This is a genomic window from Maribacter halichondriae, assembly GCF_027474825.1.
Classification (GTDB): Bacteria; Bacteroidota; Bacteroidia; order Flavobacteriales; family Flavobacteriaceae; genus Meishania; species Meishania halichondriae.
Genome location: NZ_CP107030.1, coordinates 602,987 through 614,386, shown reverse-complemented (window position 1 = coordinate 614,386; position 11,400 = coordinate 602,987). Strand labels below are relative to the sequence as shown.

Here is an 11,400-nt window from a genome sequence, read left to right as displayed (position 1 = left end):
TTATAATACCTTGACTCAAAAGTTGACCAAAGGCCTTATTTTTACACTATGAAGGAAGAAGAAGTGATATTGGTAAATGAAAAAGATGAAGTTCTGGGTATCATGCCCAAAATGGAGGCTCATGAAAAAGCCGTACTTCATCGGGCGTTTTCGGTATTTATAATGAACGATTTAGGAGAGACCATGCTGCAACAAAGAGCGTCTAGCAAATACCACTCCCCATTGTTGTGGACCAATACCTGTTGTAGCCATCAGCGCATCGGTGAAAGTAACCTTGAAGCCGGTCGAAGAAGACTGCAAGAAGAAATGGGCTTTGAGACAGATTTAAAAGAACTGTTTTCGTTTATCTATAAAGCCCCCTTTGACAACGGCCTAACCGAACATGAACTGGATCACGTAATGGTGGGTACCTATGATAAGGCTCCTGAAATTAATAGTGACGAGGTCGCCGATTGGAAATGGATGCTGCCCGTTGATATTAAGTCCGATATCGAGAAGAATCCAAAACGCTACACGGAATGGTTCAAATTAATTTTCGATAAATTCTACGATCATATCACACAATAAGGCGTATCACAATGAAGGTAAAAGTTAGTAGAAAGGCCCATTTCAACGCAGCTCATCGATTATTTTGTGCTGACTGGAGCGATGAGAAGAACAATACGGTTTTTGGTAAATGCAACAACCCCAACTTTCACGGGCATAATTATGAATTGGTAGTCAGCGTTACTGGTGAAATCGATGCGAAAACGGGTTTTGTTATGGATATGAAAGTATTGAAAGACTTGATTAAAGATAAGGTCGAAGATGCTCTGGATCATAAAAATTTGAATATTGAGGTGCCAGAATTCAAAGACTTGAACCCTACAGCGGAAAATATTGCGGTCGTTATCTGGAACAAATTACGACCCCATATCAGTGCCTCGAAAGAACTTGAGGTTGTCTTGTTCGAAACCCCGCGTAATTTTGTAACCTACTCGGGCTAAATCGATGGGACTAAAAATTGGCGATCCGCTTCCTAAATTTGAGTTGAAGAACCAAACTGGGAATACTTTACGGAGTTCTGATTTTCATGGTAAGAAACCTGTGGTCATTTATTTCTATCCTAAAGATTATACCCCAGGTTGCACAAAACAAGCCTGCAACTTTCGCGACAGTTATGAGGATTTTACCAATCTAGGGGCTGAGGTCGTCGGAATTAGTTCAGATTCGGCAAAAATGCACCGTAAATTTACCTCAACCTATGATTTGCCATTTGTATTATTATCCGATCCGAATAAAAAAACCCGAAAATTGTTCGGTGTTGAAAATCGAATTTTTAATTTGCTGCCTGGAAGGGAGACCTTTGTATTCGATAAACAAGGCAAATTGATAATGGTTTTTAATAATATGAATACCTCTCAACATGTTAAAAAAGCTTTGCAAGCCCTTAAACAGTAATTTATGAACCAGTTCTATCCTTTAAAATTCAGACCTATTTTGAAAGAACGCCTATGGGGCGGCACCAAACTGAAAGATGTATTGGGTAAGCCGATAACGTCTGATATCACGGGAGAAAGCTGGGAACTTTCTACCGTAGCGGGAGATATATCCGTTGTTGCAAATGGCGAACTATCCGGTTCGTCGCTTCAAATGTTGATCGATAAAAGGGCCGAAGAACTTTTGGGAAAGAGCGTAGTAGAGCGTTTTGGTAAAGAGTTCCCCATTCTTATCAAGTTCATTGATGCAAAGCAAGACCTTTCCATACAATTACATCCCAATGACGCATTGGCCAAAGAACGGCACAATTCTTTCGGAAAGACCGAAATGTGGTACATCATGGATGCCGATGAAGATGCCGATCTCATTGTTGGTTTTAACAAGGATGTCACCAAAGAGGAGTACGCGAACAGTCTAAAAGAGAATACCCTTTTGGATTTATTGAATTACGAAAAAGTAAAGGAAGGGGATACTTTTTTTATAAACACCGGAAAAATTCATGCGATAGGTGCCGGTGTCATGTTAGCGGAAATTCAACAGACTTCTGATATTACCTATCGGGTATTCGATTTTAACCGCAAGGATAAGCATGGCAACTATCGTGAATTACATACTGAGCTGGCGCTGGATGCCATAGATTATAAGAAAAAGGACGACTTTAAGATTAGTTATAAAAACAGATCGGACACAACGAATACCATGGTCGATTGCCCGTATTTCAAGACCGATTATTTGAATCTGACAAAGGATATTGAATTTGATATTACTCAAAGGGATTCGTTTACCATTTTTATGTGTGTAGGCGGATCCGTGACGGTGGAAAATGATTTCGGGAGTGCTTTTATCGAAAAGGGTGAAACTCTTTTGATTTCAGCGAATTCGACCAAACTAAGTTTAAAGACAAATGATGCTAAATTGTTGGAGGTTACGATATAATAGAAGTATACTTCTGCCACTTAGAAACCCAAGTTTTTGTGTCTTTCTTTTTCCCTTTCCCCGTGTTAAAATTTTAAACCGTAGCTACGGCTATGCTTGAAAATTATGCCTTGAGAAAGAAAAAAATAAAATTCCCAAAATCCCCGGATTTCTAAGTGGCAGGAGTATAAAATACATATTGATGTAGGTGAAATGGTTTAAAAACTTACTTTTGCAAAAAACATTTTAAAAATGGCAAATATTCGGGATTTAAAAAAAGATATAAATTACGTATTGGGCGATATCATTGAAGCGGTATATATTGTTGAGGCAGCCAATGGAAAGCAAGACTCAAAAGAAGGTGCTAAGATTATAGATGGTGCTATTGCAACTTTTGATGACCTTATTGCGAAAGTCAACCAACGAAAGGTTGAAAACAGGAAAGCGCATTTAAATGCAGTGCGTGCCGAATTGGAGAAAAAAGCGACAGGTCTTGTGAATGACCTAAATAAATTGGGATAAAACCTTATTCGAATATCATATAGAAAAAGCCCGTGATCACGGGCTTTTTCTATACAGTATTTCTTGGTGCTAATTTGTTGGTCTTGGCTATTCCGTCAATTTGGTCAAATGATTTTTTAGGGCCTTGCCGTATTTGGAACCAGCTACTTCTGGGCTGAGCGAACTATAAATAGAGTCCAAATATATTTTATTTGCATCTGATATTTCATAAAGTGCTATATACGGGGCTATGTATGAGTCTTTATTATTCAACGCAAAGTTGACGGCAAAGGCATAGCCTTTTTGCATATTTCTATCGCTCAGGCGTTGTATCGAATCTATTTCCGTCGAGTCCAAAGCGGTTTCAGAATTAAAGGCTTTATTCATCAATTCCAAATTTTTGGTATTGAACCGGGTCATCACTTTTTGATATTCCTCGAATTTTTCATGGGTTTTTGATCCCATGACCTTGGCATTGGTATCAAAGGTGTTCCAGGCTGTATTGATGGTAATTGTATCTGGTTCTCCGAAGAAGGTAATTCGATCGTTTATATCGTTATTATCCTTTTTGTTCAAGTACAGATAAAATATTTCAGGACTCTCGATTTCAGTATTGAATTGAAAACTACCATCTCCGTTGATTTCTAAGGAATCAATAGTGATCAGGGTTGAGTCGGGAAGTTTTTGTAGATAGAGTGTACCTTTCTTCAACCCCTTTACCTTTCCCATAACGGTCATGGTTTTTTCGGTATGACTATCACCGCAGGAAATAAATAAGGATAATAAAACAGTAAGAAGCGCAAACTTTTTCATTGAAAATTATTTGTGCCGCAAATATCAATAAAGTTTACCGATTATTAAACCTTCGAGGCTATTTCCATCAAAATGGCGCAAAGATAAGCTCCGGCAGTTCCAACTACATAGCCGAAAACGGCCAGTAATATTCCCACGGAGGTTAGGGAAGGATGGAATTCCGCAGCCACGACAGGTGCCGATGCGGCTCCACCAACATTGGCCTGGCTTCCCACGGCGAGAAAGAAATAGGGTGCCTTTATCAATTTGGCAACTAGGATTAAAAGGCCTGCGTGAAACGAAATCCAGATAAGACCTACCGCGATGAGCCCCGGATTATCCAACACTTTGCTTAGATCCATTTGCATACCGATAGTAGCTACCAAAATATAAATGAACATCCCCCCGATTTTACTGGCTCCCGCTCCCTCATAATTTTTGGCCTTGGTAAATGACAAGGCTATGCCGGCAGCTGTTGCGAATACGACCATCCATAAAAAACTTGACCCCAAGGAAGATAATATTTTGGTCTTGTCGCGAATGACCTCAAAGGTGTTTGTTAAATATTCAGAAAAATAATTTCCGAATAAATGTGCTGCCCCGACTGAGGTAAATGCCAATGCTAACATAACAATGTAATCGTGCAACGTAGCTACCCGAGTAATTCTGGCCGTGTGTTCCGTAACTTTCTTTTTTAAGGTTTCTATGGCGGAAGTATCGGCTTTTAGCCACTTATCGATTTGTTTGGTTTTTCCCACTCCCAAAAGCAAAATGGCCAGCCATAGATTTGCGATGACAATATCGACAAGCACCATGCCCCCGAACTTATCCGGATTGTATTCAAAAATTTCGAACATGGCAGCTTGATTGGCCCCACCACCGATCCAACTTCCTGCAATGGTAGAAAGTCCTCTCCATACGGCATCTGGTCCGGCACCTCCGACCGTTTCCGGAGAAAAGATAGAGACTATCAAAATGGCCAAAGGCCCGCCGATAATGATTCCTGCAGTTCCCGTAAAAAACATAATCAAAGCTTTGGAGCCTAGATTGGCAATCGCTTTTAGGTCTATACTTAGGGTCATAAGAACCAGTGCCGCAGGCAGCAAGTACCGACTGGCCATAAAATATAGATTCGAGGTCTCATCGGAGATCAGTCCGATGCTGGTCAAGATTCCTGGTAAGAGATAGCACATCAATACCGTAGGAACAATGCCGTAGAATTTTTTCCAAAAGCCGGTATTTATCGAGGAAGTGTAAAATACGAAACCGAGGCACAAAGCCAACAATCCAAAAACTATCGTATCATCGGCAATCAATGGTTGGGGAATAGTGGACTCTGTCATTAAAGTAAGGTTGTTGCTGTTCAAATATAATCAAATTCAGGGAGCGTGTATTTTTGAATATATCTAGGGATCAGAGATTCAACCAGTAGGTAAATTTGAGATTTATTGAACGAAACCGGGGCGCGAAGCTGTTCACGAAGTAATTATCGTTGTACACGATAAACAGATCGGACAGGGGTGCAAATCGCCATTGCAAGCGCGAATTGAAACCGAGGTTGTCACGTTGGTTGCTGTACTGGATCAAGGTGGACCAAAAGACCGATTTGCTGAACGTAATATCGATTTTTGGGCTTATCAACCAAATATTGGCACTCGGGTAGGGGTCGGGCAAACTTATCTGGTCATAGTTCAATATCAACGAAAGAAATACCTTGGGTTGAAACCGTAAGGTCATCATACTTTCTACAGAAAAACGATTTCCATTGTAAAATCGGCCGATCTCGGATCCCAAATTGTATGAAAAACGTTTTCTCAAATCGGAGGTATATTCAAATTCAACACTATTATAATGATACCCTTGGTCACCGGGCAATTCTACGGCCCCGTCTGTATTGGTCGGATCAAATGGGTCAAATAGAAAGGTGTAGCTATTGGTCATGCCAAGATTAAATTGTGACTGGTCCTTGAATTGTGCCTCCCAACTGGTTCTGAAATCATAGTCGGTATTTTTAAAATCCAAACTGGGGCTCCAAATAAAGACCGGTGAGAATCGGAAGCTGTGATTTTGCAATATGCCTTGCTTGGGCCAAAAAACCCGTTCAGCACTAACGAACCCCTTGAAAATATCGGTTCGCCGAATAAATCCCAGATCGGAAGAAAAATCTTCGTCAATCGAGACACCTTTTAGAAAAAGGTTGAATTTTCTTGTTTGATACCTTAGTGTTCCCCCGGTCGAAATGTTTCCCTCACTATCGTCTGGCTGAAATGATTTATGGAGGTATGCCTTTCCTGTCCATATGTTATCTTTGGAGGCTAGGTTATAATCAAATCCGAATACGCGATTGTATTCTTCCTCCCTATCCAAAAAATCATTTTTTTCAAAGGATTGTGTGTTGATAAAGAACATACCAAAGTTAGACCTTGAAAAGACCCTTTGTTGAAAGGCCAACATGGTATTGTTGTTCGACGGAATCTCGTTGGCCTCATCTTTTGCGGTCTGTAGATTCAAAAGACCGACCCTAAGATTTTTTGTCAGTTTACCGCTAAGCCGGATACCACCAATAATTTTATTTTCGATGGAATTATCGGCCGTATCGACTGCAATACCAATGCGCCTTGAGAAGAACGGGTTGGCATCTCGCTGATCACCAAAACTTGTAAAGAGATCACTGTTATCAATGAAAAATTGCCTTTTTTCAGGAAGCGAAACCTCAAATCGAGTAAGGTTGGTCACTTGATCATCGACCTCTACCTGCGAAAAATCGGGATTTATGGTTACATCCAAATTCAAATTGTTGCCGATAGAAACCTTGGCATCACCACCGACCTTTAAATTGTTCAGGCCTTCGTCTATTTCAAAATCCTTTTGGGACAGCGCATTGATGTAGGGGATGATCGCCAAAGGCGTCCGCGATTTCCCCAAGGGCTTTTCAAAGACCATATCGCCCATGAAAGCGGTACTGAAAATAAGTTGGTTTTGAGGAATTCTAGCCCATGAGCTGCGCTCATTCGATTGTGTATCGATGCGATAACTGTTGAATCGCCATTTGGTAGCGCCCTCCTTAAACTTTAATGATGTTAACGGAATGACCATCTCGGCTGTAAAATGATCTTCGTACATTTTGGCGTCGCCTTTCCATTTCACGTCCCATGACAAACTGTAGTCTCGCATACGATCGTTCCCGCCACCGGAAACTAATCCCTCTCGACGCACACCATAGGGGTTGATGCCAAATAGAAAAGCATTTTGTCCATCGCTATAGGTATCGAACATGACCGAGAAACTGTCGTTGCCCGCTCCCCTAAAATCCCTTTTAAGGATGTCAATGCATAATTTTGCCCGACGGAATTCGCCTTTACACCAATATAAATGTTTTTGTCGTCATATAATATCTTGACTTCGGACTGCTGTCCGGCCCGGACAGAATCTGTTGGAAAATACTGCCAGTAGTCGTTGGCACTTTCGGCGGTTTGCCAAATGGGTTCGTCTAAAATTCCATCCGCAACAATGGGCTCTGAAATGAACTTTACGGTAAACGATCGTGGTTGGGTTTGACCAAATAAAGCTGAGGTAGCTAATATGCATACAATACCCCAAAATAATTTTGTCATTGGTCGCGAGTCTAAAAAGTAAATTTAAGTGATTCACCAATGAAAACACCTAAATTTTTAAATCTTAATGTAATGGAAGGGTTTAGTCGAACCCCCGATCAAATATTCAGCCAGTAGGTGAATTTCAAGTTTATGGAGCGATATCTCGGTACAAAGGTATTTACAAAGTAATTGTCATTGTATACGATGAACAAATCGGATAACGGGGCAAATCGCCATTGCAATCGTGAGTTGATACCTAAGTTGTCACGTTGATTACTGTACTGTAAAATGGTCGTCCAAAAAAGTGATTTGCTAAAGGTAAACTCGAACCTAGGGCTGACCAACCATAAGTCGGCACTCGCGTAAGGCGCAGGTTGCCGTAGTTGATCGTAGTTCAATGCAAGGCTGATCAATGCTTTGGGTTGTAAGCGTAAATTGAACTCTCCCATAAATGAAAAACGATTGCCATTAAAAAAACGGCCTACCGAGGTTTCGGCCTCAAAGGCAAAAACATTGGCTCGATTCGATTCGTAAGCTGCGGTAATACTATTAAAATGATACCCTTGATTTCCAGGAAGTTCTACGGCACCGTCTGTATTGGTGGGGTCGAACGGGTCGGTAAGAAAAATAAAGGAATTGGTAAAGCCTATACCGCCCATGGATTGATCTTGTAGGTTCACATTCCAATTGAGCATAATATCATGGTCTGTTTGCTTGAAATCAAGTCCTGGCCGCCATGTTAGAATCGGAAATAGTTCAAAGCTGTAGTTGTTGATAATATTACTTTTCGGCCAAAAGACTACTTCGGCCGAGGTGGCCGTTTTGAAAATATCGGTTCTTGGTACGAAACCCAGATCGGATTGAAATTCTTCATCGATATAGGCCATGTCATGAAAAAAGTTGAAATACCTAGAATTACGTCCTAGAAAAGCACCTGAAGAGAAATTTCCTTTCTTGTCATCAGGTTGAAAAGACTTATGCAGGTAGAACTTGCCGAACCAGCTATTGTCTTTACTGGCCAGATTGTAGTCCATTCCTACTACGCGGTTATATTCGTCTTCCCTTTCAATAAAATCATAGTCTTTAAAAGACTGTTTATTAATAAGGAACATGCTAATATTGGAGCGCGAGAAGACCTTTTTTTGTAGGGCGAACATCATATTGTTGTTCGAAGCGATTTCATTTTCAATGTCTTCGTCTGTTTGTATATTTAGAAAACCAAGCCTCCAATCTTCGTTTAGTTTTCCACTTAGGCGTACGCCTCCAATAATTCGATTTTCTATGGAATTGTCGGCCGTGTCTCTTGCAATACCAATACGTCTGGAGAAGAATGGGTTGGCATCTCGGCTTCCACCAAAACTTCCGAACAGGTCGCTATTATCAGTAAAAAATTGTCTTCGCTCGGGAAGCCCAATTTCAAAACGGGTCAAATTGGTAATGATATCATCGACCTCGACATTGGAAAAATCAGGATTAAGGGTCACATCCAAATTCATTCCATTGCCTATTGATACTTTCGCGTCACCACCTACTTTTAATCGGTTATCGCCGATGTCAGTTTCAAAATCTTTTTCAGAAATTGCGTTGATGTAAGGAATCAGAGCAATTGGTGTTCTCGATTTTCCCAAAGGTTTTTCGAAATACATATCTCCCATGAATGCCAGACTAATTACCAGTTGATTTTGTGGCACATTGAACCAAACACTTCGCTCATTACTTTGCATGTCGAATCGGTAACATTGAAACCGCCATTTGGTCTCGCCTTCTTTAAACTTGAATGAGGTCAACGGTATGGCAAGTTCAGCGGTATAATATCCTTTATATCGCTTTGATTCCCCCTTCCATTTCACATCCCAAGCGGTATTGAATCCCCGTAAATCTAAACCACCACCAGAAATGAGTACTTCGCGCTGAACCCCATACGGATTAATGCCGAACATGAAGGCATTCGTGCCGTCATTGAATGTGTCGAATACTAGGTTTACATTATCATTACCACTGGCTCTAAAGTCCCTTCTAAGCGAAGGAATAACCCAATCGTCACCTATTGATTTGACCGTAACGCCTATATAAAGAGTGGTGTTGTCATACACCATTTTAATATCGGTCTGGTTCTTGGCAAGAATACTATCGGAGGGAAAATACTGTTGAAAATCGTGCGGGCCATCGGCGTTTTCCCAAAAAGGTTCGTCAAGGGCGCCGTCTAATTGAACAGTTTCTGAAATCAGCTTGACGTTAAACGATTTGTTCTCTGTTTGCGAAAAGGATAAAAAAGAAAAAGTAAGAGTAGGGAACCACAAAAAAATTTAGGCATTGGTCAAGAATTAGCTGGAACATCAAATTTAAGGGAATATATCGTTAAAACTATCCTAAACTTTTTGGTCCAACCGCTCTATTTCTTGGGTTTGCGTTGGGCTTTCTTAAGACTTTTCATAAGCCTATTTTCATTTGTATTATCCGAGCTGTAGCTCGGTCAGAATTCGATAAATAGTTATTTAAGGGCTATATCACCTCTGAGCAAAATAAATGGCTTTTAGTTCTTAATCCATTCCAATAGTATTTTTATCGGAAAAGTTAGACCTCCAAAAACGAAGTCCATTAAGATTCCAATGATTGGTAAAAGCAAATATATCCACCATTTATATTTGAATTTTGGTATGACTTGAGTGGTTAGCTTTTTCCAAATAACGAGAATTTGATCTTTGTAATAGTAGAGAATTAGCAAGTCGGCCACAATCATCCCTAGAATTCTTAACGGGAGCGAAGGGCCAAGAAGATGGGAAGGGTCGTAAATGAAATGTAGATAATGAGTATTTGTGCCAATACGGACAATACTATGAGGGCGCCTAATAATACGGTTCTGTTAAAGATTAGTAATAAGCCTCCTAAAATTTCTAGCAGACCAGTAGCTATATTGAAGAAAGTACTTCTGCCGAACAAATGCCAAGCAACGTAAAAACTGTCGATATCTTTAATCGGTTGTTCCAAAATCGAGTCGTCATGAACTCCAAATTGGCTAAGAGTCAGTTTGCTAAAACCATAACTTAGCATATATACGATTAGATACCAACGTAAAGCGAGAACCCCAAAATCTATTAGCTTGACTTTCAATTCATTTGTTTTACCGGTTGGTCGAATAGATTGTGGTCAATAAAATCAAAACGTTGATTAAAACAGCTATTAACTTATAATTTTGATTTTTTACTCGATCTTTTTACTTCTTTTTGGCTCTCGCTTAGCCTCTTTTAGACTTTTCATGAGCATCCATTCAATTTGGCCATTGGTGCTGCGAAATTCATCACTAGCCCATTTTTCAATAGCCTTGAGCATTTCTTCATTCAATCGCAGGGCGAAGGCTTTCTTTTTGCTCATGATTCGGATTTTAAAATACAGTGAATCAAAGGTGTCATTCCTGTCTTTTGTTTCTCTTTGATACTATCTGTTTTTGTTGCGTTCGAGAACGACTTTTAATTGCTCTGTGTGTGAGAGGCATGTTGCGCTTATAACATGCCAGCCCTCTCTGGCGAGGGTATTCAGTTCATTTTCAAATTGGGCATCGGTGTTTTTCAATAAATTACTTTTTTGCTTTAAAATTTTATACTCCTTCATTGCTCTGGATTTAAATAGCGATTAAGTGTTTCCTTCGCTTTTTTTCTTTTTGAGTGCCTATCAATAGCTTTTTACCTGTTTTGAGCTCCAATTGAATGCCAATATATTTCCTTTGACATTGAACGCACTGCCTTTTTTCTTGCCAAACGAGGTGCGATATCCCCATCCGCCATATTCCTTTATAGGATTGTAGGTGCGAACGTAGCACTTTTCAATTTCGTTCCAACGGATGGTTTTTCTTGAAAAATGGAAAGGGGTGAATTGATAATGAATGCCTATTTCATCGTTGGAAGTCTTCAACTTAATACTATATAACAAAAGTAAAGCAGGAATAATGGAAACTATAACAACAATTTGACCAACGGTATCCGTTGGCGTAACATTTCCTGTGGGTTCTTTGGCGATATACCAATTATAAAAAGAAAACAGAAGAAAACCCAACAACCCGATATTTATGAGTTGCATCCACCATTGATTAAATCGCTGAATTTCGCTAAAAACACGCATA

14 protein-coding genes are annotated in these 11,400 nt (G+C 40.0%); 5 read left to right on the top strand and 9 right to left on the bottom strand.

The annotated features are described in order from the left end of the window. Positions 1-48 precede the first annotated feature (48 nt). The 5 genes from idi (at position 49) to N8A86_RS02805 (ending at position 2,916) form a co-directional block, all read left to right on the top strand. Positions 49-567: an isopentenyl-diphosphate Delta-isomerase gene (idi, locus tag N8A86_RS02825; RefSeq protein ID WP_273567697.1), complete on the top strand. Its 519-nt coding sequence runs from the start codon at positions 49-51 to the stop codon at positions 565-567. Between the two features lie 11 nt (positions 568-578). Next, positions 579-986, top strand: coding sequence for a 6-pyruvoyl trahydropterin synthase family protein (locus N8A86_RS02820; RefSeq protein WP_273567696.1), 408 nt, complete (start codon positions 579-581; stop codon positions 984-986). Between the two features lie 4 nt (positions 987-990). Continuing rightward, entirely contained in the window at positions 991-1,440 is a 450-nt protein-coding gene (locus tag N8A86_RS02815) for a peroxiredoxin (RefSeq protein WP_273567695.1), read from the top strand. Positions 1,441-1,443: 3 nt separating this feature from the next. Further along, the gene (locus N8A86_RS02810) at positions 1,444-2,415 is read left to right on the top strand and encodes a type I phosphomannose isomerase catalytic subunit (RefSeq protein WP_273567694.1); all 972 of its coding nucleotides are present in this window, start codon (positions 1,444-1,446) and stop codon (positions 2,413-2,415) included. 231 nt (positions 2,416-2,646) lie between these two features. After that, entirely contained in the window at positions 2,647-2,916 is a 270-nt protein-coding gene (locus N8A86_RS02805; RefSeq protein ID WP_273567693.1) for a hypothetical protein, read from the top strand. Positions 2,917-3,003: 87 nt separating this feature from the next. On the opposite strand, the gene N8A86_RS02800 is transcribed toward N8A86_RS02805, so the two are convergent. From N8A86_RS02800 to N8A86_RS02765, 9 genes are all read right to left on the bottom strand, one after another. Then, positions 3,004-3,708, bottom strand: a complete 705-nt coding sequence (locus N8A86_RS02800; RefSeq protein ID WP_273567692.1) for a DUF4369 domain-containing protein — start codon at positions 3,706-3,708, stop codon at positions 3,004-3,006. Positions 3,709-3,752: 44 nt separating this feature from the next. Continuing rightward, a complete protein-coding gene (locus tag N8A86_RS02795) occupies positions 3,753-5,030 on the bottom strand; it encodes a DUF819 family protein (RefSeq protein WP_273567691.1) in 1,278 nt (425 codons plus the stop codon). Positions 5,031-5,100: 70 nt separating this feature from the next. Then, a complete protein-coding gene (locus tag N8A86_RS02790; RefSeq protein ID WP_337251726.1) occupies positions 5,101-6,963 on the bottom strand; it encodes a DUF5916 domain-containing protein in 1,863 nt (620 codons plus the stop codon). Further along, positions 6,885-7,301 (bottom strand): DOMON domain-containing protein, encoded by a 417-nt coding sequence (locus N8A86_RS21355; protein ID WP_337251725.1) that lies wholly within the window; start codon positions 7,299-7,301, stop codon positions 6,885-6,887. The genes N8A86_RS02790 and N8A86_RS21355 overlap by 79 nt, the downstream gene beginning before the upstream one ends. Before the next feature lie 98 nt (positions 7,302-7,399). After that, entirely contained in the window at positions 7,400-9,583 is a 2,184-nt protein-coding gene (locus N8A86_RS02785) for a DUF5916 domain-containing protein (RefSeq protein WP_273567690.1), read from the bottom strand. A gap of 451 nt (positions 9,584-10,034) precedes the next feature. Next, the gene (locus tag N8A86_RS02780; RefSeq protein ID WP_273567689.1) at positions 10,035-10,394 is read right to left on the bottom strand and encodes a DoxX family membrane protein; all 360 of its coding nucleotides are present in this window, start codon (positions 10,392-10,394) and stop codon (positions 10,035-10,037) included. A 90-nt stretch (positions 10,395-10,484) separates the two neighbouring features. Beyond that, positions 10,485-10,655, bottom strand: coding sequence for a type II toxin-antitoxin system antitoxin (locus N8A86_RS02775; protein ID WP_273567688.1), 171 nt, complete (start codon positions 10,653-10,655; stop codon positions 10,485-10,487). A gap of 63 nt (positions 10,656-10,718) precedes the next feature. Next, on the bottom strand, positions 10,719-10,892 hold the full coding sequence (locus N8A86_RS02770; RefSeq protein WP_273567687.1) for a DUF4177 domain-containing protein: 174 nt from the start codon (positions 10,890-10,892) through the stop codon (positions 10,719-10,721). A gap of 60 nt (positions 10,893-10,952) precedes the next feature. Then, on the bottom strand, positions 10,953-11,399 hold the full coding sequence (locus N8A86_RS02765) for a hypothetical protein (protein WP_273567686.1): 447 nt from the start codon (positions 11,397-11,399) through the stop codon (positions 10,953-10,955). Position 11,400 lies beyond the last annotated feature (1 nt).

Bases quoted from the DNA above. Each gene is read 5' to 3' on its own strand.
- N8A86_RS21355 (WP_337251725.1), bottom strand. From the start codon at position 7,301: ATGACAAAATTATTTTGGGGTATTGTATGCATATTAGCTACCTCAGCT.
- N8A86_RS02770 (WP_273567687.1), bottom strand. From the start codon at position 10,892: ATGAAGGAGTATAAAATTTTAAAGCAAAAAAGTAATTTATTGAAAAAC.
- N8A86_RS02810 (WP_273567694.1), top strand. From the start codon at position 1,444: ATGAACCAGTTCTATCCTTTAAAATTCAGACCTATTTTGAAAGAACGC.
- idi (WP_273567697.1), top strand. From the start codon at position 49: ATGAAGGAAGAAGAAGTGATATTGGTAAATGAAAAAGATGAAGTTCTG.
- N8A86_RS02815 (WP_273567695.1), top strand. From the start codon at position 991: ATGGGACTAAAAATTGGCGATCCGCTTCCTAAATTTGAGTTGAAGAAC.
- N8A86_RS02820 (WP_273567696.1), top strand. From the start codon at position 579: ATGAAGGTAAAAGTTAGTAGAAAGGCCCATTTCAACGCAGCTCATCGA.
- N8A86_RS02790 (WP_337251726.1), bottom strand. From the start codon at position 6,963: ATGTTCGATACCTATAGCGATGGACAAAATGCTTTTCTATTTGGCATC.
- N8A86_RS02800 (WP_273567692.1), bottom strand. From the start codon at position 3,708: ATGAAAAAGTTTGCGCTTCTTACTGTTTTATTATCCTTATTTATTTCC.
- N8A86_RS02795 (WP_273567691.1), bottom strand. From the start codon at position 5,030: ATGACAGAGTCCACTATTCCCCAACCATTGATTGCCGATGATACGATA.
- N8A86_RS02765 (WP_273567686.1), bottom strand. From the start codon at position 11,399: ATGCGTGTTTTTAGCGAAATTCAGCGATTTAATCAATGGTGGATGCAA.
- N8A86_RS02805 (WP_273567693.1), top strand. From the start codon at position 2,647: ATGGCAAATATTCGGGATTTAAAAAAAGATATAAATTACGTATTGGGC.
- N8A86_RS02775 (WP_273567688.1), bottom strand. From the start codon at position 10,655: ATGAGCAAAAAGAAAGCCTTCGCCCTGCGATTGAATGAAGAAATGCTC.